Below are 21628 nucleotides of genomic sequence, written 5' to 3'. Positions count from 1 at the left end.
GCCCTGGGGCCCCCCCTTCCCTTTCCCTACAAGACCTTCATGAACGCCAATAAGGCGTCGATGTCGTCCGCGCTGAGATCCAGCGGCCGGATGTGCCTGGACTTGGGCGGTGCATACGGATCCGGCGGATCGGCGGGCGCAGCGTCCCGGCCCATGCCCGCGTTGTACATCCGCAGCAACCCCTTCAGATCGGCAAATAGGCCGTTGTGCATCCACGGCCCTCCCTGCGAGACGTTGCGCAGGCTGGGCGTGCGAAATTTGCCCAGGTCGGCCGGGTCGCGGGTGATTTCGAAGCGTCCCAGATCCTGATTACGCCGGCCATAAAACGACAGGCCAATGTTGTGAAACTGGTGGTCCGTCAATATCGCGCCGCTATGGCAGTTCATGCAGCGTGCTTGCGTGCGGAACAGATGCATGCCCTGGAGTTCCCTATCGTTCAGGGCGGTCTGGTCTCCCAGAAGGAAGGCGTCGAAGCGCGAGGCTTGCGGACGAAGGGTGGCGACATAGGCCGCCAGGGCGCGCGCCAACCGGTCGCTGTCGACGACGCTTCGGTTGGACATGGATGCGGGGGCCGAGTCCGGCGCTGTGTCTTCCGCTGCGGGGCCGAACGCCTTCAAGAACTGCGTGGGATAGGGCGGCAAGCCCTGCAGGCGCGCGATGGCGCTCGCCAAGTCGTGATTCATCTCGCGGCTATCCTGTACCGGGCCCAGCACCTGCGCTTTCAGCGTGTCGGCGCGTCCGTCCCAGAACAGGCGGGGCGCGAAGGGCGACGCCAGCAAGGAGGGCGACCGCCGCCTGCCCATCAGCCGGTCCTCTCCCAGCGCCAACGGACGGCCATCGCTGAACGCGCGCTGTGGCATGTGGCAGGACGCGCAAGACACTTGCCCCTTGCGGGACAAGTGCGCATCGAAGAACAGCATCTGCCCCAGCGCCACGATCTCGGGTTTCCGGACATCGCGCGCCAGTTCATCGCGCCCGGCATTCGCTGCCATCCAGGACTGCGGCGGCGCGTCCACGGGCGGCACCGTGGTCCATTCCGTCCACGTGATACCGGGATCGATGGTTGGGGCCGGCCACCGAGCCGGGGGGCCGGCATAGCGCTCGCGCAGACAAGCCATGTCCCAGGTATCGCCATCGCGGCATGCAGGGGCGGGGGCGCTATCGGCGAACGCGACGGGAATTGTGCCGGTGGCCAGGACAACGGCGGTAGCCGCCCCGGCCAGGCAGCGGCGTAGGAAGGCGCGGCGCATCAGAAGCGATAGCTGGCTTGCACCCAGATCTCGCGGCCGACCTGGTAGGTGCTTCGGTTGGTCGTCAGATTCGGGTTGGTGGCGGTGATGGCCGGCGTCTTGTTCAACACGTTCAAGACATCCAGCGTGAAGGCGACGTTGCGAGCGAAGGTGGGCTCCCAGATCAGGCGCGTGTCCCACGTCCAGTACGAGGCAAGGCGGGCGCTGCGGTAGCTTTGCAGTGATTCGGGGCGCGGACCGTAACCCACATAGACGGAGGTCATGCGCGAGCTGCGCCACTGGAGGCTGTTGTCCCAAGTCAGTCCGGCTCTGGGCCAGATGCCCGTCAAGGAAAGCGAGGCCTTCCTGGGCTGATGGAACGACGTAGGCGGAAGATCGATGGCACGCATGCGCTCGCCGTCGTAAAGAATGTACTCATCCGGGTCGCGGGCCGAGCCCTCATAGCCTTCGACCAAGTCCGCGTTGACCTTCCGTTTTTGATAGCTCCAGTCAGCGCGCGCGGTCCAACGGGTCTCCATCAGATGCCAAGGTTCCAGCGTCCGCAACGTCAGGCTGAGAGTGTCCGTGGTGGACTGGCCATCGTTGAGATAGCGATAACCCTGGACGCTGTTGCCTGCCTTGCTGACCTGATCGCGCCCATTGCGATGCACGTATGCCGCCGTCCCTTCGATGCTGCCCATTCGCTGCCTGACCGACAGGGCCCATTCGTCGTCGTAAGGAGTGCGCAACCCTTCGTAGGACACGTAGTAGGGCTTGGATCCGTCCGCCACCGGATTGCCGTTGCGGTCCAATACCTGGCGCCTGAGGGTGTTGATGCGTTCTTCCAGGGCGATGTTCAGCACGTCCGAGCCGTAGTAACGCGCCCAACCGCCGCTGATCACGGTATTGCCGTTGCCGAACGCGTCCCAGTCCAGGCGGGTGCGCGGCGACAGGTTGGCGTTGCCCAGGAAGGTCTCACGGTCATAGCGCAGCGCGCCGGTAAAGGCCACCCGGCCCAGCTCCACGCGGTCCGATACGTAGAAGGAAGCGGTGTTGTACTTCGTTGCGACGGTGCCGCGCAGGTTATGCACTTTGCTGCTTTGGCGTTCGGAGCCATCCGCGGCGTGTGTGGCGATGTACGAATAGGAATCGCTGAAGCGCTCGAAATTCACCCCCACGCGTTGCAGATCCACGCCGGCATACGGCGTGTGGGTGAAGGGCCCCGTTCGTATCGGGTCCAGGTCGACGCGGCTTTTCAGCGTCCAGGTGTCCTGTTCCTTCTGCTCTTTTCCGTAGCCGCCCGTCACGTACAACGGTATCGATGGAAACTTGTGCGTGACCAGCGATGTGGCGTCGGATGAACGGTTGCTGAGCGCGTTGTCCCAGCCGGCCTGCAGGGAAGCCCGGCCGCCCTGGAACGCGTGGTCCAGGTTCCAGCCCACGCCGCGCGCCGCATGGGTGTTGTCCCATTGCGTGTCGCGGAAGGTGTCGCTTGACAGGGTTTCCCGGCGGTCGCTGTACTTCAGCGTCAGGTCCGAGATGGTGTCCGCCGTCGCCCGTACCGTGAACTTGCCCAGAAAGTTGTCGATGCGGTCGTTGTAGTTGTCTTCACCTTGCGTGGGCTGATCGCCGTCCACCCCCATGTTCCAGCGCCGGATGCTGGATTCGCGCCGCGACATGCTCAGCACCGCGCCCGTCTTGTCATTGATCGCGATGTCGCCGATGGCCGTGTAGAAGCGCTTCTTCCATTCCGGAGAGAATCCCGGCTTGCCCTGGCCCCATCCCGTTTCGTCGCCCTCGGCGATCTTTTGCTGGGTCATCTTCGACGTGTTCCAGCGATAGTCCAACTGCAAGTGGTTTTCGCCTGATGGCCGGCGCAGGCGCGCGTCCACCACGCCTCCCGTGAAACGTCCATATTCAACGGGCACAAAGCTGTCCATCACGCGCACTTCACCCAGAAGATTCGTGTCGACGAAATAGGACTGCGTGTTGCTGGGGATATTGGCGATCTGCAAATTCAGATTCTTGCTGGCGGGGTCGACCCGGTTGGTCGCGTCCATGCCGTCGATCTGGAACAGGTTTTGATAAGGGCTGGAACCGTGGAAGGAAATGTCCTCGACATTCATCGAGCCGCGGTTCGTCGATCCGTTGGCCGGCGTATTCGTGCGCACGGCGGGATGGGTCGCCACCAGTGACGTCAGGTCCTGGTTGCCGGTCGGCTTGGTTGCGATTTCCTCCTGGCTGTAGACCCGTTCGTCATTGTGTTCGCCGTACACCTTCACCGCTTCCAGGCGCAACGCGGAGAATTGGTTGGTCTTGTCGACGAAGATGATGTAGCGGCCGGGACCGTCGCCGCGCAGCGCCAAGCCGGAGCCGCGCAGCAACTGGTCCAGCGCATCCAGCGGCGACAAGGTGCCCCGTAGCGCGGGCGCCGATTTGCCGGCGACGGCCGCTGGCACGAACGACACTTCCAGCTTCGCCTGCTGGCCCAGGGCCAGCAAGGCAGGGCCCAATGGCTGGGCCGGGATGTCGAAGGCAACAGCCGTGGCGCGGGTCTGGGCCTGTGCCGGGTGGGCCAGTGTCAGCGCGGCGCAGAAGGCGACGGCGGCAACGGGAAGTCGGCGCGTGGGAAAGCGGGAAGACATGCGGAAGTCCTAAGCAGTAATGTCAGCCGTAGGACGTTGGTACCGCCCAAACCCCTCATCGATTTTTCGATGAATAATTTATATCGATTCTCATTTACCGATTGGTTGTGGGGCGTGTCCCTGTCCGCGCAACAGTCAGCACAACAGTCAGCGCAAGATCAGCAGGCCGGGCAGTTCGGTCACCCGGACCGGCGTCTGCGCCAGCAGCAGCTCCAGCGCCCGCAGCGGGTCGGCGACGAGCGCGGTGCCCGATACGCGCTGGGCCTTGGCTGCCTGACCCAGCACCAGGATGTGTTTGGCGCTGTAGCGCGCCAACGCGTCCGCCGCCGTTTGCAGCGGCACGTCGTTGAAGCTGACCAGGCCGCGGGTCCAGGGGGGCTGCGCCGCGCCGGTCTCGGCATCGCGTTTGACGCCAGCGGCGGATACTTGCGCCGCTTCGCCTGCAGACAAGGTCAGCCCTTGTTCGTCCACGCACGGCAGGCAGCGCACGGCGACCTGGTGCGCTTGCACCGCGACCCGCGTGCCGCCGTTCGCGAGGTCGACCGTGAAGCGCGTGCCCAATGCGGTGGTGGAGGCATCGCGGGTGATGACTGAAAACGGCGCCATGCCGGGCTGCTGGGGCGTGGGTTCGAACTGCGCGCGTCCGCGCAGCAAGCGGACCTGGCGGCGGCCATCCGCATAGTCCAGCGCCAGCGCGCTGTGCGCATCCAGCACGACCGTGGAGCCGTCTGGCAGCGTAATGTTGCGCAAGCCGACATCGGCGATGTAGTCGGCCTGTGCCCGGGGATCGGTGGACCCGAACCACCCGGCGAACGCGGCCGTCAGCATCGCCAGCATGGCGGCGGCGCGCAACTTGCGAGCAGGCCGCTTGGCCAGCTTGCCGCGGTCGATCTCGCCCATGCGGCGCCATAGGCGCGACAGGCGGTCGTAGGCCGCGGCGTGCCGGGCGTCGGCGCGGTACCAGGCTTCGAACGCGGCATGCGATTCGTCGTCCAGTCGCTGCTCGCTTTGCCGGATCACCCAGCGCGAGGCTTCTTCCACCGGGTCGAGCGGGCGCGTGCGCGTGGCCATCAGTCGGCCAGCGCCAGATCGCAGGCCAGCAGGATGCGCATCATGTGCTTTTCAACCGCGCTGACGGAAATCGCGAAGCGCTCGGCGATGGCGCGGTAGGTCAGGCCTTCATGACGGTGCAGCACGAAGACGTCCAGGCTGCGGCGCGGCTGGGCGAGCAGGGCGGATTCCAGGCGGCGCAGGGTTTGATGGGCGGACGCCACGTCGTAGGTGTCGGGGGCATGAGCGACGGGCTGCGCGGCGGCGTAATCCGCGGTGGCGGACAGCTCGCGAGTGCGGCGGCGGTGCCAGTCCGTTGCGATGTTGGCGGCGACCCGGAACACATAAGCCCGGTCATTGTCCGGACGGGTGCGGTCGTTGAATTCCGCCAGCTTGATCCAAGTGTCCTGCGCGCAATCCTGCGCCACGTCGCGTGAGCCGGTGCGCATCGAAAGAAAGCCAAGCAGTTCGCGGTAGTGGCGAAGGAATACGTCCGAAAGCGTAGACATGTCGCTGGCGCCCGGCGCCAGATGGAGTCAATTTCGCGACGAAGTATAAATGATAATGGTTATTATTAATAGATAGACCGATGCGGGCAGCGGGGCAGGCCCGCCGCCCGGGCAACGCTCGTTCTAGGCTTCGCTTTGATCGATTTCTTCCAGCGATCCCTGGATCTCGAGCCATTGCTCTTCCAGCTCGTCGATGCGCTTGCCGTGTTCGCCGTGCTCGGCCATGACCTTCTGGCGTTCCGCGCGGCGTGCATCCGAATACAGGTCCGGATCAGCGATCACGGCGTCCAGCGCGTGCAGCTTGGCCCGCAGCTTTTCCATCTCGGACTCGACCTTGGCCAGCCTGGATTCCAGGGGTTTGCGCAAGGCGGACAGGCGTTGCCGCTGTTCGGCGTCGGCCCTGCGCTGCGCCTTGCGGTCCACGACGGGTTCGCTGCCTTCGGCGTTTTCACGCGCGGCTTCCGCGCGTTCCCCGGCGTTGCGGGCGGCCAGCCAGTCGCGGTAATCCTCAAGGTCGCCATCGAACTCGCGAACCGCGCCGTCCGCCACGATCCAGAAGCTGTCCACGGTGGTGCGCAGCAAGTGCCGATCGTGCGAGACCAGCAGCATGCTGCCCCCGAAGTCGGCCAGCGCGGCGGCCAGGGCTTCGCGGGTTTCCACGTCCAAGTGGTTGCTGGGCTCGTCCAGCAGCAGCAGGTTGGGCTTTTGCCAGACGATCAAAGACAGCGCGAGTCGCGCCTTTTCGCCGCCCGACATGGGTCCGACTTTGCTGGTGACGGTATCGCCCGAAAAACCGAAACCGCCCAAGTAGTTGCGCAGTTCCTGTTCGCGGGTCTCCGGCGCCAGGCGCGCCAGGTGCGCGATCGGCGTGCTGTCGACGTCCAGCATGTCCAACTGGTGCTGATGGAAATAGCCGATGGCCAGGCCGCGCGAGGCGCGCCGTTCACCGGCCTGGACCGGGATCTCTTCGGCCAGCGTCTTGATCAGCGTGCTCTTGCCCGCGCCGTTGGCGCCCAGCACGCCGACGCGGCTGCCCGCGCGCACCATCAAGGTGACATCGCGCAGGATGGGAACGGCGTTGCCCGCCGCATCGGTGTAGCCCGCGGACAGGTGCTCCAGCGTCAGCAACGGGTCCGGCACCTGATCGGGCGAGGGGATGCGGATGTCGATGCCGGCTTCAGCATGCAGGGGCGCCAGCACCTGCATGCGGGCCAGTGCCTTGACGCGGCTTTGCGCCTGTTTGGCTTTGGTTGCCTTGGCCTTGAAGCGGTCGATGAAGCCTTGCAGGCGGGCCGCTTCGCGGGTCTGCCGTTCGTAGGCGATGTTGGTCTGCCGCAGGCGCTCGGCGCGTTGCGTCAGGAAATCGCCATAGCCCCCGCGGTAGCGCACGAGTTTGGCGTGATCGAAATGCAGGATGGACTTGGCCACCGCATCCAGGAATTCGGTGTCGTGGGAGATCAGCATGACGGTGCCCGGATAGGCGCCCAGCCATTTCTCCAGCCACAACATCGCGTCCAGATCCAAGTGGTTGGTGGGTTCGTCCAGCAGCAGCAATTCGGACGGCGCCATCAGCGCGCTTGCCAGGGCCAGGCGCATGCGCCAGCCCCCGGAAAAGCTCTCTACCGGCAACATCCATTCGTTGGGTTTGAAGCCCAGGCCGGCCAGCAGCTGTTCCGCGCGCGAGGCCGCGCTCCAGGCGCCGGCTTCCACCAACGCGGCTTCCACTTCCGCGATCTGCGTGCCTTGCTCGTCGGTCAGCGCGGCCCGGCGCGCCTGCAGTTCGCGCAGGTGCGTGTCGCCGTCAATGACGAATTCGCGGGCAGGGCGATCGTCGGCGTCCAGCTCTTGCTTGACACTGGCGATGCGCCAGCCGACGGGCAGGTTCACGGTGCCGGCGTCCAGGTCCAGGGCGCCGGTCAGCAGGGCGAACAGCGAGGACTTGCCTGCGCCGTTCTTGCCCACGATGCCCACGCGTTCACCCGGATGAACGACGAATTCAGCGCCGTCGAGCAGCACTTTCGTACCGCGGCGCAGGGTCAATCCAGTAGCGCGTATCACAGGGTCAGTTGGTCTCGGGTAAGCAGCAGGAGCTGGTCCGACGCCTCTTCCGTATCCAGCCACACGGGGGATAACTGCGGGAAGGCGGCTTCGAAGAAGTCGCGTTCGTGACCGATTTCAAGCACGATCACGCCGTCTTGCGTCAGGTATCGGGGAGCCGCGGCCAGGATGCGGCGCACCAGGTCCATGCCGTCTTCGCCGCCAGCCAGCGCCAGCTGCGGTTCATGCCGGTATTCCTGGGGCAGCACATCCATGGAGCCGCTGTTCACGTAAGGCGGATTGCAGATGATGACGTCGTATTGGCGGGCCGGCAGGCTGTCGAACAGATTGCTTTCGTGCAGGTCCAGCCGGTCTTGCAAGCCGTAGTCGTCCACGTTGCGGCGGGCCACTTCCAGCGCATCGGCCGACACGTCCACCGCGTCCACATGGGCGTAGGGGAAGGCCAGGGCGGACAAGATGGCCAGGCAACCGGATCCGGTGCACATGTCCAGCACGTTTTCCACCGCCGTCGCGTCCTGCACCCAGGGCGCCAAGCCCTGGTCCAGCAGTTCCGAGATGGGCGAGCGCGGCACGATGACACGCTGGTCCACGTAGAAGCGATGACCGCGCAGCCAGGCCTCGTTGGTGAGGTAAGCGGCGGGTACGCGCTCGGTCACGCGGCGCTCCAGCAGGTCCAGCACGCGGTCGCGCTCTTCGCGGACCACGCGCGCGTCCAGGAACGGCTCCAGCGTGTCCAGCGGCAAGTGCAGGGCGTGAAGCGTCAGGTAGACCGCCTCGTCCCAGGCGTTGTCGCTGCCATGCCCCAGCGCCACCTGGGCGCCGTTCAATCGCGACACCCCATAACGGATGAGGTCGCGCAGGGTCAGCAATTCTTGGCGGGCGGATTGATACATAGTTAGACCTTTTTCCCGCTGGGTTACCCCAAGGGGAAAACGCCCCCTTTGGGAGGGGGCAGTTTCGTTTCCCCACGCGCCGTCGCGATCCGACGAAGCGCGGGGCAGTTTCACTTATCCAGCAGGAGGTTTTCCAACGTGCGCCGATAGATGTTCTTAAGCGGATCCAGCGAAGCCACTTCGACACGCTCGTTGACCTTGTGGATCGTGGCGTTGCCCGGCCCGAACTCGATCACCTGCGGGCAGATCTTGGCAATGAACCGGCCGTCGGACGTGCCACCGGTGGTGGACAGTTCCGCGGTGACGCCGGTTTCAGCGTGAATCGCCTGCACCAGCGCATCGGTCAGGGAACCACGCGGGGTCAGGAAAGGCTCGCCGCCCAATTCCCAGTCCAGGTCGTATTCCAGGCCGTGCTTGTCCAGCACCGCATGCACGCGGGCCTTCAGGCTTTCCGGCGTGCTGGCCGTCGAAAAACGGAAGTTGAACAGCGCCACGGCTTCGCCCGGCACCACGTTGGTTGCACCCGTGCCCGAGTTCAGGTTCGACACCTGGAACGTCGTGGGCGGGAAATACTCGTTGCCCTGGTCCCATTCGATGCCGACGATGTCAGCCAGCGCCGGCGCCAGTTGGTGCACCGGGTTGCGCGCCAGATGCGGGTAGGCCACGTGACCCTGGATGCCCTTGACCGTCAACCTGCCCGACAACGAGCCGCGGCGACCATTCTTGCAGGTGTCGCCCAGCACGTCGCCCGAGGTCGGCTCGCCGACGATGCAGTAATCCAGCTTTTCGCCGCGCGCTTTCAACGCGTCGCAGACGATGGCGGTGCCGTCGATGGACGGGCCTTCTTCGTCGGACGTGATCAGCAGTGCGATGGAACCGCCATGCTGCGGGTGGGCCGCCACGAATTCCTCGGCCGCCACCACGAAGGCGGCAATCGAGCTCTTCATGTCGGCCGCGCCGCGACCGTACAGCCAGCCATCGCGTTCGGTGGGCACGAACGGATCGCTGTCCCACTTTTCGCGCGGACCCGGAGGCACCACATCGGTGTGGCCGGCGAACACGGTCAGCGGCGCGGCGTTTCCGCGCCGGGCCCACAGATTGGTGACGCCGCCCTGTGCGATGGTTTCGCACGTGAAGCCGATGCGCTCGAGCCGGGCGGCCAACGCCGCCTGGCAGTCTTCGTCCGCCGGCGTGACCGACGGGCGGGCGATCAGGTCCTTGACCAGATCCAGAACGGCTCCGGATGGTTGGCCCTCCTGCCGCGTTGCGGCTGCCTCCCCAGGGGAGGGTGCACGCCCTTCGGGCGGCCGTGCGGTCGTGCTGCTCATCACGCCCTCAGCAGATCATTGATGCTGGTCTTGGCACGCGTTTGCGCGTCGACACGCTTGACGATGACAGCGCAAGCCAGGCTGTGCGAACCATCGGCCGACGGCAGCGAGCCGGGCACCACGACCGAACCCGACGGCACGCGGCCGTAGGTGATCTTGCCGGTGGCACGGTCAAAAATCTTCGTGCTTTGCGACAGGAACACGCCCATGGCCAACACCGAGTTTTCTTCCACGACCACGCCTTCGACGACTTCCGAACGGGCGCCGATGAAGCAGTTGTCTTCGATGATGGTGGGGTTGGCCTGCAGGGGTTCCAGCACGCCGCCGATGCCCACGCCACCCGACAGGTGAACGTTCTTGCCGATCTGCGCGCACGAACCGACGGTGGCCCAGGTGTCGACCATGGTGCCTTCGTCAACGTAGGCGCCGATGTTCACGTAGGAGGGCATCAGCACGACGTTGCGGCCGATGAACGCGCCACGGCGGGCAACGGCGGGCGGCACCACGCGGTAGCCGCCTTGCTTGAAGGCGTTGTCGCCATATTCCGAGAACTTGAGCGGCACCTTGTCGTAGAACTGCAGCGGGGCCTGGCCCATGATGGCGTTTTCGCTCAGGCGGAACGACAGCAGCACGGCCTTCTTGATCCACTGGTGGACCACCCAGTCGTCATTGATTTTCTCGGCCACGCGCAAGCGGCCCAGATCCAGGCCGTCGATGGTGTGTTCCACCGCTTCGCGCACTTCGGCGCTGGCGTCGGCGGGCGTCAGGTTGGCCCGGTCTTCCCAGGCTTGTTCGATGGTGGTCTGCAGGTCGAGAGTCATAGCGGCTCAGCTTTTAAAGGTTGATCAAACAGAAGTATGTACAAAATGGGCGATGCGTTCGGCTGCCTGCACGCAGTCAGCCAAAGGCGCCACCAACGCAATACGGATGCGGCCGTGGCCGGGATTCACGCCATGCGCTTCCCGCGCCAGGAAACTGCCCGGCAGAACGGTAACACCGGTGCGGCCGTAAAGGTCACGCACAAAGGCCGTATCCGACCCCGGCGTGGCCGCCCATAGATAGAAAGACGCCTGCGGGCGCGACACGTCCAGTACGCTTTCAAGAATAGGCACGACCGCGTCGAATTTCTCGCGGTAGAGGCGCCGGTTGTCCTTCACGTGCGCTTCGTCGGACCAGGCCGCGACGCTCGCCGCGGACACCAGGGGGCTCATCGCACTGCCATGATACGTGCGATACAGCAGGAAGCGGCCAATCAGGGCGGCATCGCCGGCGACGAAGCCCGAGCGCAGGCCGGGTACGTTGGAGCGCTTGGACAGGCTTGAGAACGCCACCAGGTTACGGTAGTCGTCCCGGCCCAGGCGGCGTGCCGCCTGCAGGCCGCCCAGGGGCGGGTTGCCTTCATCCAGATAAATCTCGGAATAGCACTCGTCCGACGCGATGACGAAGCCATGGCGGTCGGACAGCTTGAACAGCGTTTCCCACTCGTCCAGCGACATGACGTTGCCCGCCGGATTCCCGGGGGAGCACACGAACACCAGCCGCGTCTTCTTCCAGACATCCTCCGGCACCTGGTGCCAGTCGCTGGAAAAATTGCGCAAGGGATCGGCGTTGACGAAGTAGGGCGTGGCGCCCGCCAGCAGCGTGGCGCCTTCATAGATTTGATAGAACGGGTTGGGGCAGATGACCACCGAACCCGCCGACGGGTCGATCACCGTCTGCGTAAACGCGAACAGCGCCTCGCGCGAGCCCAGGGCCGGCAGCACCTGCGTGTCCGCGTCGGGGGCGGGGATACTGTAGCGGCGCGCCAGCCAGCCAGAGATCGCCTGGCGCAGCGCCGGGTCGCCCTTGGTGGAGGGGTACACGGACAACCCGCCCATGTGGTCACGGATCGCTTGTTCGATACGTTCCGGCGCGGCGTGCTTGGGCTCGCCGATCGACAGATTGATGGGCGTCAGGCCGTCCGGCTGCGCGTTGGCGGAAGCCAACAACGCGCGCAGTTTTTCGAACGGGTAGGGGTGTAAAGCATCGAGGCGCGGATTCATGACGCAAGATTTTAACAAGCAAGCTACAATAGCGGGCTTGACCTTTAGCGAAGGTGGCGAAATTGGTAGACGCACCAGGTTTAGGTCCTGACGCCGTAACAGGTGTAGGGGTTCGAGTCCCCTCCTTCGCACCACATATTGCCTGACGTTGTTTGGCCGTTGTTTGGCCGTGGGTTGGTGTTGCGCCGACAATGTCATAAACCCCCGAGCGCTCGAATGCGCCGGGGGTTTTCTTTTGCCTCCAATTCAGGCATCCCCCATTCAGGCATCCCCCCATAAAGCGCCACGTCCCCACGCCAAATCCACGCCAGGGATCTACGCCAAACGGGGACGAATCGGGCACTTTCCGCAAGCGCGGGGACCGATGGCGCGGCAACGTCAGCAAGGGCGGCGCCGGGGAAACCAGGCCTCAGGGCTTGGGAGACCCGGCAGGCGGGGGCGGGGGATAGGCTTGATTCAGGTACTGCACGATCAGCGGCACTTGCTCGGCCGGAATGGGCGCGCCGTAGGTGCCGACCATCTTTTTGACTTCGGCATCCCAGAAACCCAATGGCATCGGCGGCTGCGACGACAGGTAATCGACCGAGTGGCACATCAGGCATAGGGCCGCGCTTTGGGCACCGACGCCGGTGCCGGGGTGCAGCGTTGCGGTTTCCGGGGGGAGCTGGATGTCCAGGGCGGCGGCGGATGCGCAGGCAGAAATAGCGGCCAGGGCGATGGCCAGCCTGACCAGGCGGGCGTGGGGATGACGACGGGCGGGGCGGGTCATGGGGGGGCTCCTTACACAGCGTCGACGCGCACGGTTTCGACCACGTTGCGCATGTACCCGGACGGGTTCCACAGCGGGTCCACGGGTTGGGTTTCGCCCGCCGTATTGGTGGCGCGGACCTTCAGGGCGTAGGCGCCGGCCTGCTCGGGCGTGAAGTCGGCGTGCCACTCGCGGAAGGAATAGCGGCCCAGGTCCTCGCCCAGAGCCGCGGCGCGCCAGGTCTTGCCGCCGTCGGCCGAAAATTGCACGTCGCGAATCCCGCGGCCACCGTCGAAGGCAATGCCGCGCACCGGCACGCGTTGGGCTTTGGCCACGCGGGCGCCGTCGGCCAGGCTGGTGATGAAGCTGCGCACGTTGTAGCGGCCGATGGGGCGCGTTTTTTCTGGCGCTTTGCCCACCGGAGTGCAGGCGCAGTCGTTATCGGGAATGCGGTAGGCCTTCTGCATCCAGAAGCCGTCGAACTCGGTGTTCAGCACCTTGATGTCGGCCAAGTGCTTGACCCAGTAGGTGCCGTAATAACCGGGCACCACCAGCCGCACGGGATAGCCATTGAGCATGGGCAGGTCTTCGCCGTTCATGGCGTAGGCCAGCATGACTTCGCCGTCCAGGGCGTGGGCCGCGTCCAGCGCCTTGACGAATTCCGGGGTGCCAGGCAGCACGGGCCGGTCCAGGCCTTCGAAGGTGATTTGCCGGGCGCCGGCCTGGATGCCGGCCATTTCCAGGACGCGCTTGAGCGGAATGCCCACCCAGCGGGCGTTACCCATCGCGCCATTGCCCAGTTGGCCTCCACCCACCCGCGGTTCAAAAAAACCCCGGCTGTTGCCGGAGCATTGGGTGACGGCTACCAGCTCGACGGGGTCACCGAACTGCTGCTTCAGGTCGGTCAGCGACAGCTCCAATGGCGTGCCTACCAGCCCGCCGACGCGCAGCCGGTAGGTAGCGGGGTCGATGGCTGTGGGAATGTTGCCCAGGTGGTAGCGCACGAAGAACGCATCGTTGGGCGTGATGACGCTGTCGTTGAACACCTCGAACGGCGTTTCCAGCTGCGGCGGCCGTGAGGTCTGGCGGATCAGGGGGCGCTTCTGCGGGTAGGCGATCAAGTCGCGCTCGCCGTTCGCGAAAGGTAGCGTGACGGTGGCCGGGGCGGCCAGGCTGACCAGGGCATGGCCCGCCAGCGTGCCGGCCGCGCCTACGGTACAGGCTTGGCGCAGGAAGCGCCGGCGCCCATCCGGATCGAATGTGCTCATGCTTGTCTCCTCGTTGTTTTCCAGTGCCCGGCGATTCGCGGTGCCGTCGAATCAGGCTACGCCGGGCTAGCTGACGGCCACGTTAATTGTTGCGGCGTCACGCAACGGCCGTTCCAAAAATCGCGTTATCCGTACAGTCCGCGCACGTCTTCCTACGAGGCGGACGTTCAAACAGCGGCTCCGCGTCCTTCGATCCCGGGTAATAGCGAAGCCTGGAAAGCATTGAACCAACGCAACGCGACGCTCAAGTTTTCCGCTCCGGTTGCCGTTAATGCCGATACAGCTTCCATAGGCCAAGGGAAAACAGTGCCATGTTTGATTTAATCTCCATTGTCGTAACCATCGTTGCTCTGATCGCCTGGGCAATCCACCGTCAACAAAAGCGGCATAAAGCGTTGCTGGCGAAGTTTCGCGAACACAACCAGCGACTCGGCACGTCTTTCCCCGAAACCAATGTCGACAGCGAACTGATTCTTAGCGACAAGGCCAAGAAAGTTGTCATTGCGTTTGATCCTGAAACTCGAAAACTCTGCATGGTGTCGGGGGCCAAGGATCCGGGCGAGGTCCTCGACTTTTCATACATCAGGCAGTGGCAGTTGAAATGGACCGAGGTTTCCGGCAATGGCGGACTGGCGTTCAGGAATGTTCATTTCGCGTTTTCCACCAACGACCTTAAAAGACCGTTGATCCACATTCCCGTCATCGGTAAAGCGTATGGCGATACCTGGAATAGCCGCCTCGGCATTCTGATGGGCGCCTGACCCGAGATAATCAGCACCCGACAAAGGGCGGCCAACACGGCTGCCCGATTTGCCTCTTGCATACCTTGATACCGCTTTCCACAGGGCCATCAGCTGCCCGTCTGGCGCACCCGGAAAACCCATCGGGACAGGGTTTGTCCTGATGCCCAATCTGCTTGACACCCCCTCGCGCAGCCCATAAAGTCACCGCACAGATTTAGATAAAAGACCATCTGTAAGGTGGTCTTTTATCGCGTGCAGATTGCGTCGACCTCTTACAGAAATAATTCCAAGAGGAGACGACTGTGCAATCATCGACCGTGAAAATACGTGGCATCGACGATGTCATCGCTTTTATCGATTCCCGCCCCGGCATTGCCGGCCGCGCTGGCCTGATTTGGTGGCTGGCGCTGGGCGGACTGTTCCTGGATGCGTTTGCAAACTCGGCATTGAGCGCGGGCTTGGGGCCGATGACCCGAGATCTGGGCCTGAAGGCGGGCCAGGTCGCGTTGATGACTTCGTTCGCCTCCTGGGTAGCCATTGCGTTCAACCCCATCGGCGGGTGGATGGCAGACCGCTGGGGGCGCATCCGTCCCTTGATCATCGCCAAGTTCCTGGCGGTGATCGGCGCCGGGCTGGTGATGTTCGCGCCCAACTTCGAAGTCATCCTGGCGGGCCGCTTCTTTGTGGGCGCGGCGTATGGCATCGACTTCGCCATCGCCATGGCGGTGCTGGCCGAGTTCACTCCCGTCAAGTTCAAGAGCCGCCTGAATACCTGGCAGGGCATGTGGTACACGGCCGTGTGCACGAACCTGCTGCTGGCGATGCTGTTCTTTTCATGGGACGTGGGCGACTCGATCTGGCGCTATTCGGTGGGTGCGACCGCAGTTTTCGCCATGGTCATTTTGGTGCTGCAGCTTAGCTACATGGTCGAAAGCCCCATCTGGCTGGCGCGCAAGGAACGGGTCGAGCAGGCGGCGCAGGCGATGACGCGGATCTACGGGCAGGCGTTTGCCGCCGCGCCGCTGGCGGACCGGGTGCCGGTCACCAACCAGGCCAAGCGCGGGCTGGCCAACGTGCTGCTGATCTTTCGCGGGGTGTACTTGCCGCGCACGATCCTGGCGGCCACGGTGCAGATCGGCCAGTCGATCCAGTACTTTGCCGTCGGCTGGTATCTTCCGCTGATCAGCGCGGCGCTGTTCGGCAAGGACTTCATCTACGCGACGATCGGCGCGCTGGTGTTCAACATCTTCGGCATCTTCGGCGGCTTCCTGTCACCCTACATCGGCCGCAAACTGGGCCTGCGGCGCGCATCGGCGTTCGGCTTCGCGATGGTGTTCGTGATCCTGCTCGTGCTGGGCACTTTCCATGGGCAAATGCCGCTGTGGCTGGCGGTCGCGTTGCCGTCGCTCTTCATCCTGTTCCACTCCGGCGGCCCGGGCGCCAATGGCAAGAGCCTGTCGTCGCTGTCATTTCGCAGCGAGTTGCGGGCCGGTGCCAACGGCATCATCGGGGCGCTGGGGTCCACCGGCGCGGCGATCGGCCTGCTGGTGTTTCCGATTTTCCGCGAGAACTACGGCCTGGAAAGGACTTTCCTGATCCTGTCGGTCGTGCCCTTGATCGCCAGCATCATCTGCTTTGTGATCAAGTGGGACCCCACCCGCACCACCATCAATCCCGACACGGAAGCCGGCGCGCCGCAGTTCAAGGACGATGTCGCCCTGGCCTCCCTGGACCCCGCCATTGGGAAAGCTGCGCGATGACAAACACCGATGTGATTCTGGCCATCGACGAGGGCACGTCCGGCACGCGGGCGGCCACCGTGTCCGCCGACGGGCATGTGTCCTGCCTGGAGTATCTGACGCTGCATGTCGAGACGCCCCGGCCTGGCGTCGTCGAACAGGACGCCAACGAGATCCTGGAAAAGACCATCAGCGTCTGCCGGGCCACCATTGCGGAAGCGGAACGGGCAGGGCAGCGCATCGCCGCGCTGGCGTTGGCGACGCAGCGCGCCACGGCCGTCCTGTGGGACACGCAGACGGGCGCCGCGCTGGTGCCGGCCATGGTCTGGCAGGACACGCGTTTCGTGGACGAGCTGGACCAATTGGCGCCCGAGTGGGATGTGCGCCTGCGGGATCGCGTGGGCCGTCCTGTGGGCGTGCGGTCGCTCTATCTTTGGGCGGCGCGCCATCTGCGGGACACGCCGCAAGTGGCGCAGGCCTGGCGTGAGAAACGCCTGGCGTTCGGCACGGTGGACAGCTGGCTGCTGTGGCATTTCTCGCAGCGGCGGGAGGTCGTGACCACGCCGACCAACGCCACGTCGGCCGGGGCCTATGTGCTGGCGGATCACAGCTACTACCTGGAGTGGACGCAGGCGCTGGACTTTCCGTTCGAGCTCTTGCCCGCCTTGCGGCAGGATGCGGACGACTTCGGGCGGACGCGGCCAGACGTGCTGGGCATCGACGTGCCGATCCTGGCGTCGGCGGGCGACCAGCATGCGGGCGCTATCGGCCTGGGGTGCCTGGAACGCGGGCAGGCGATGTGCGTGCATGGCACGGGCAGCTTCGTGGACCTGATCATCGGGCCCGAGCCGCCTGTGAATTCCGGCCTGTCCGAAGGGTCGTTGACGATGACCGCGCGACGCCAGCACGGGGTGTCGCATTTTGCCGTCGAGACGTTTGTGGCCACAACCGGCTCGGCCCTGAATTGGGTGTGCGAAAAGCTGAAGTGGTTCGCGGATGCGCGCGAGATCAGTGCGCTGGCCGCCACGGTGAGCTCCCCGCAAGGGGTGACGTTCGTGCCGGCGCTGACGGGACTGCGCGTTCCGCGGATGGAGGCAGCCGCGCGCGCGTCGCTTACCGGCGTATCCATGGCGACGACGCAGGCCGACGTTGCCTACGCCATTCTGGAAGGCATCGCGCATTCCGTGGCCAGCTGCATCGAGGCGGATGAAGCCGTGTCGGGTGTGCGGGTGTCCGAATTGGTGGTGGGCGGCGGTTTGTCGTGCAGCGATCCCTTGCTGCAGATCCAGGCGGACCTGATCGGCATCCCCATCCGCCGCATGCAGGAATCGGACCGGGCCAGCCTGCGCGGCATTGCGTATCTGGCGGGCTCCTCCGGACTGTTGTGGCCCTCGCTGCGCGAGGCTTGCCAGACCATCGCGACCGACGCGGTATTCGAACCGACCATCGACGCGAATGAGCGTGCGCGGCGACGGGCCTTGTGGCACGCGCGGGTGGGATCTGAATTGGGTCATGTCAGACAGTTCAAGCAGGAAAAAGAGGAGGCGTTGCACAAATGATCGGTTGGCTATCCAGAAAGCCCAGGAAGGACCGGGCCGATATGACGAACACCGAGCCATTACGTCTGATGCGGCAAGAGCAATTGGACAGGTTGGGCAGTGAGCAGTACGACATGCTGATCGTGGGTGGCGGCATTACCGGCGTGTATGCGGCCTTGGACGCCAGTCTGCGCGGCTACCGCGTGGCAGTGATCGAGAAGGACGATTTCGCGTCGGGCACATCGTCCAAATCATCGAAGATGGTGCATGGCGGGTTGCGCTACATCGAACAGGGCAACCTGGGCCTGGTGCGCCATTCCCTGCACGAACGCCAGCGGCTGCGCCGTAACGCGCGGCATTTGGTGCAGCGCTTGCCATTCCTGTTTCCGATCCTGGAGCGGGACGGGGTGTTCGACAAGCGCCTGGCCAAGGCCTTTGAAAGTCTGCTGTGGACCTACGACATGGCGGGCGGCTGGCGCGAAGGCATCCTGCATCAGAAATTGACCGCCGCGGAAGTGCTGTCGCATTGCCCGACCTTCAAGGAAGAGGGGCTGTTAGGCGGGTTCCTGTACTTCGATGCGCGAGTGGACGACGCCCGCCTGACCCTGGCCGTGGCGCGCACGGCCGCCTTTCATGGCGCGACGGTCATCAATCACGCGAAGGCGATCGAGGTGACGCGCAACGCCCAGGGCAAGGTGGACGGCGTGATCGTGCAGGCCGGTCAGCAAGAGATTCGCGCGCGCGCTGGCGTGGTCATCATGGCGACGGGTGTGTGGTTGCGCGATTGGAGCGGAGCGAAGCGGGGCGATGCCTCCGCGTTGCAGGTGCGCCCTGCCAAAGGCGTGCACGTGGCCGTGCCCTGGCTGAAGGTGCGCAACGATTGCACGGTCACCATTCCGGTGCCGGGCCGCAGCCGCCGCGCGACCATTACGCGCTGGGGCAACGTGTCCTATCTGGGCACCACGGACGAAGACTATGAAGGCGATCTGGACGATGTCTATTGCACGCGCCGCGAACTGGACTTCCTGCTGGAAGGCGCGCGTTCCGCATTGAAGACGGACCTGCAGCCCGAGGACGTCGTGGGCAGCATCGCCGGCTGCCGCCCGCTGGTCGGCCCGGCCGGCGGCAAGACGCTGGAGATGAAGCGTAACCACGAAATTCGCGTGGGGGCGGATGGCCTGGTCACGATCGTGGGCGGCAAGCTGACCACGTCGCGGCACATGGCCGAGCAGACGATCGACGCCGCGCAGCAGGTCATTGGCCAGCGCAACCCTTGCCAGACGAAGAAGGCCTATTTGTTGGGGGCGGCGGGGTATGACCCGCAGGCCATCGTGGCCTCAGGTGGCATGTCGGCGCATCTGGGCGAACGTTATGGCACCGAGGCGCGCTTTGTCAGCGATTTGATGCAAGCGTCGCCAGCGCTGCAGGCGCCCATTGTCCAGGGCCTGCCCTATACCGAGGCCGAAGCCCTCTACGCCGTGCGCCATGAGCTGGCCGCGACGGTCGAGGACGTGCTGTCCCGCCGGATGCGCGCCCGCCTGATGGCGCGCGACGCATCGGCGCTGGCCGCGGCGCGGGTGGGGCAGATCCTGCAAGCCGAACTGGGCCTTGCGCCCGAACACATCACGCAGCAGGTCAATGACTACCTGGCTGCCGTCAAACACGAAAAATCCGTACTCATGGGAGACAAGGAATGATCAGCAAAGAAGCCATCAAGCGCGGTTACAACCGCGGCAATTACGTCGTGGGCGCGCACACGCCGCCCGCCTATGCGGCGGCACTCAGCGTGACCGGCTCCGAGCCCGGAATGCAGCGCGATCCGGTACGCGTGCCGCAGGCGCGGATCGACGCCTTGCGGCACGTGGCGGACGAAGTCCTGACCGACACCGCCAACGTCGTGGCCTGGACCCGAGACTGGTGGGCGGCATCGATGGTGTCGGAAACGGGGGGCAAACCCGCCACCCCGCAGGCGGTGATCGTCAAGGTGTCGACGGTAGAGCAGGTGCAGGCCGTGATGCGCATTGCCAACGCGGACGCCATTCCTGTCACCGTGTCCGCCGGCCGCAGCAACGTCACGGGCGCTGCCTTGCCCGTGCGTGGCGGCATCGTGCTGGACGTTTGCCAATTGAACAAACTGATCGGCATAGACCGTGAAAGCCAGATCGTCGAGGTCGAGGCCGGCATGTTCGGCGATGTGTTCGAAGAAACGATCCAGAAAGAGCATGGCCTGACGATGGGCCATTGGCCGTCGTCGTTCGGCATCAGTACCGTCGGCGGCTGGGCGGCGTGCCGCGGCGCGGGCCAATTGTCCACGCGCTACGGCAAGATCGAAGACATGGTCTTCGGCATGGACGTGGTGCTGGCCGATGGCAGCCTGATCACCGTGGGCGGGTACTCGCGCGCGGCGGTGGGGTCCGACCTGCAACAGGTCTTCATCGGCTCGGAAGGCACGCTGGGCGTGATCGTGCGGCTGCGCTTGAAGCTGCATCGCCTGCCGGATTATGGCCGCGCCATCGCCTATGGCTTCAAGACGTTCGCCATCGGTCTCGACGCGTGCCGCGAAATCATGCAGCGAGGCGCCAATCCGGCGGCGCTGCGGCTGTACGACGAACTGGAAAGCGGCGTGCAGTTCAACCGCCCGGACTTGAACGTGCTGCTGGTGGCCGACGAAGGGGCGCGGCAGATCGTGGACGCCGTGATGGAGATCAGCGAGGGCGTGTGCAAGGAGCTAGGCGAAAAAATGGATGGCGAGGCGGTCTTCGAACGCTGGCTGGAAACCCGCTATCTGACCGGCAAGAGCGCCGAAGGGTTCAAGCGCAGCCCGGGGTTCGTCGCCGACACGCTGGAAATGGCAGGCCGCTGGAGCGACCTGCCTGCCATCTACGCAGAGGTGGTGGCGGCGGTAAACGCGGTGCCCGGCACGCTGGCCGGTTCCGCGCATCAGTCGCACGCGTATGTCGACGGTGCCTGCCTGTACTTTTCATTGCGCGGCGAAGTCGAGGTGGAGCGGCGTGCCCAGTGGTATCGCGCGGCCTGGGATGCGGCCAACGCCGTGCTGATTAAATATAATGCCGCGCTCAGCCACCATCACGGGGTGGGTCTGTTGCGCGCGCCGTACATGCAGGAATCGCTGGGCGGCGCGTTCGAGGTGCTGCGCACGATCAAGCGCACACTGGATCCGCAGAACATCCTTAACCCCGGCAAGCTGGGGCTAAGCGATCAGCGCTTTTACGGTCAGGAAGATCGATAACCATGGATAGGTCATTCGGGGCATGTCTGGCGCGTCATCCCGTCATCGCGACGATGTACGGCCTTGAGCAGATCAATACCTTCGTGAGCAGCGTGGCCGAAATCGGCATCGTTGCCAACGTGGAACTGCGCAAGCTGGCGCCCGTGATCGCGGCTTTGAACCGGGCGGGCAAGTTCGCGATCGTCAACATAGACAGCTGCGAAGGCCTGTCGCAAGACAAGGGCGGTGTGGAATACCTGGCGGACATCGGCGTGGCCAGCCTGGTGTCCACGCGGGTAGCCACCATCCAGCGCGCCAACCGGGCGGGCATGGTCACGATGCAGAAGGTGTTCGTGACCGACCGTTCCACCTGGCCGCGCAGCGTCAAGGCCCTTGAGCAAAGCGACCCCAACCTGGTTCAACTGATGCCGGCGCCGATGCTGACGCACATGGCGGAGCAGGACCTGAAGGCGTTGCCGCCCATCGTGGCCTCGGGATTCGTCTGCAACCAGACGGATATCGGCATCGCGATGAAGCACGGCGCGGTGGGTGTATCGACCAGCGACCACGGCCTGTGGAGCCTGGACCCGCGCCAGCTCAAGGGCTGAC

The 21628-nt window shown here is 64.7% G+C and carries 17 protein-coding genes and 1 tRNA gene; 7 read left to right on the top strand and 11 right to left on the bottom strand.

The window, feature by feature from the left end:
* Positions 1 to 26: 26 nt before the first annotated feature.
* From ACE039_RS06125 to dapC, 9 genes are all read right to left on the bottom strand, one after another.
* Complete coding sequence (locus ACE039_RS06125; protein WP_485821933.1) at positions 27 to 1250, bottom strand: cytochrome-c peroxidase; 1224 nt, start codon at positions 1248 to 1250, stop codon at positions 27 to 29.
* Positions 1250 to 3874 carry a TonB-dependent receptor plug domain-containing protein gene (locus ACE039_RS06120; RefSeq protein WP_485821932.1) on the bottom strand — a complete coding sequence of 875 codons (2625 nt, stop codon included), beginning with the start codon at positions 3872 to 3874 and terminating at the stop codon, positions 1250 to 1252. The genes ACE039_RS06125 and ACE039_RS06120 overlap by 1 nt, the downstream gene beginning before the upstream one ends.
* A 147-nt stretch (positions 3875 to 4021) precedes the next feature.
* Positions 4022 to 4945, bottom strand: a complete 924-nt coding sequence (locus ACE039_RS06115) for a FecR family protein (protein ID WP_485821931.1) — start codon at positions 4943 to 4945, stop codon at positions 4022 to 4024.
* Complete coding sequence (locus ACE039_RS06110; protein WP_105557641.1) at positions 4945 to 5433, bottom strand: RNA polymerase sigma factor; 489 nt, start codon at positions 5431 to 5433, stop codon at positions 4945 to 4947. The genes ACE039_RS06115 and ACE039_RS06110 overlap by 1 nt, the downstream gene beginning before the upstream one ends.
* Before the next feature lie 123 nt (positions 5434 to 5556).
* Positions 5557 to 7491: an ABC-F family ATP-binding cassette domain-containing protein gene (locus ACE039_RS06105; RefSeq protein ID WP_485810975.1), complete on the bottom strand. Its 1935-nt coding sequence runs from the start codon at positions 7489 to 7491 to the stop codon at positions 5557 to 5559.
* A complete protein-coding gene (prmB, locus tag ACE039_RS06100) occupies positions 7488 to 8384 on the bottom strand; it encodes a 50S ribosomal protein L3 N(5)-glutamine methyltransferase (protein WP_105557643.1) in 897 nt (298 codons plus the stop codon). The genes ACE039_RS06105 and prmB overlap by 4 nt, the downstream gene beginning before the upstream one ends.
* 110 nt (positions 8385 to 8494) lie before the next feature.
* Positions 8495 to 9712: a succinyl-diaminopimelate desuccinylase gene (dapE, locus tag ACE039_RS06095; protein ID WP_485821930.1), complete on the bottom strand. Its 1218-nt coding sequence runs from the start codon at positions 9710 to 9712 to the stop codon at positions 8495 to 8497.
* Positions 9712 to 10533 carry a 2,3,4,5-tetrahydropyridine-2,6-dicarboxylate N-succinyltransferase gene (dapD, locus tag ACE039_RS06090; RefSeq protein WP_105557644.1) on the bottom strand — a complete coding sequence of 274 codons (822 nt, stop codon included), beginning with the start codon at positions 10531 to 10533 and terminating at the stop codon, positions 9712 to 9714. Before dapD ends, dapE begins: the two co-directional genes overlap by 1 nt.
* Before the next feature lie 24 nt (positions 10534 to 10557).
* Positions 10558 to 11754, bottom strand: coding sequence for a succinyldiaminopimelate transaminase (gene dapC / locus ACE039_RS06085; RefSeq protein WP_313461725.1), 1197 nt, complete (start codon positions 11752 to 11754; stop codon positions 10558 to 10560).
* Between the two features lie 47 nt (positions 11755 to 11801).
* On the opposite strand from dapC, the gene ACE039_RS06080 reads away from it, so the two are divergent.
* A tRNA-Leu gene (locus ACE039_RS06080) sits at positions 11802 to 11888 on the top strand.
* 275 nt (positions 11889 to 12163) lie between these two features.
* Here ACE039_RS06080 and sorB read toward each other — a convergent pair.
* Both sorB and sorA read right to left on the bottom strand, forming a co-directional pair.
* A complete protein-coding gene (gene sorB, locus ACE039_RS06075) occupies positions 12164 to 12523 on the bottom strand; it encodes a SorB family sulfite dehydrogenase c-type cytochrome subunit (protein ID WP_485821929.1) in 360 nt (119 codons plus the stop codon).
* Positions 12524 to 12534: 11 nt separating this feature from the next.
* Positions 12535 to 13770 carry a SorA family sulfite dehydrogenase catalytic subunit gene (gene sorA, locus ACE039_RS06070; RefSeq protein ID WP_485821928.1) on the bottom strand — a complete coding sequence of 412 codons (1236 nt, stop codon included), beginning with the start codon at positions 13768 to 13770 and terminating at the stop codon, positions 12535 to 12537.
* 311 nt (positions 13771 to 14081) lie between these two features.
* Here sorA and ACE039_RS06065 point away from each other — a divergent pair, with 311 nt between their 5' ends.
* The 6 genes from ACE039_RS06065 (at position 14082) to ACE039_RS06040 (ending at position 21627) form a co-directional block, all read left to right on the top strand.
* Positions 14082 to 14531 carry a hypothetical protein gene (locus ACE039_RS06065; RefSeq protein ID WP_105557648.1) on the top strand — a complete coding sequence of 150 codons (450 nt, stop codon included), beginning with the start codon at positions 14082 to 14084 and terminating at the stop codon, positions 14529 to 14531.
* Between the two features lie 284 nt (positions 14532 to 14815).
* A complete protein-coding gene (locus ACE039_RS06060; RefSeq protein ID WP_485821927.1) occupies positions 14816 to 16273 on the top strand; it encodes an MFS transporter in 1458 nt (485 codons plus the stop codon).
* Positions 16270 to 17811 (top strand): FGGY family carbohydrate kinase, encoded by a 1542-nt coding sequence (locus ACE039_RS06055; RefSeq protein WP_485821926.1) that lies wholly within the window; start codon positions 16270 to 16272, stop codon positions 17809 to 17811. Before ACE039_RS06060 ends, ACE039_RS06055 begins: the two co-directional genes overlap by 4 nt.
* Positions 17808 to 19487 (top strand): glycerol-3-phosphate dehydrogenase/oxidase, encoded by a 1680-nt coding sequence (locus ACE039_RS06050; RefSeq protein ID WP_485821925.1) that lies wholly within the window; start codon positions 17808 to 17810, stop codon positions 19485 to 19487. The genes ACE039_RS06055 and ACE039_RS06050 overlap by 4 nt, the downstream gene beginning before the upstream one ends.
* Entirely contained in the window at positions 19484 to 21040 is a 1557-nt protein-coding gene (locus ACE039_RS06045) for an FAD-binding oxidoreductase (RefSeq protein ID WP_485821924.1), read from the top strand. The genes ACE039_RS06050 and ACE039_RS06045 overlap by 4 nt, the downstream gene beginning before the upstream one ends.
* A gap of 2 nt (positions 21041 to 21042) precedes the next feature.
* On the top strand, positions 21043 to 21627 hold the full coding sequence (locus ACE039_RS06040; RefSeq protein ID WP_485821923.1) for a glycerol-3-phosphate responsive antiterminator: 585 nt from the start codon (positions 21043 to 21045) through the stop codon (positions 21625 to 21627).
* Position 21628 lies beyond the last annotated feature (1 nt).

The organism is Achromobacter maghribensis (assembly GCF_057334215.1).
Note: the sequence above shows the minus strand (reverse complement) of the source record. Positions and strands in the feature narration are given on the sequence as shown.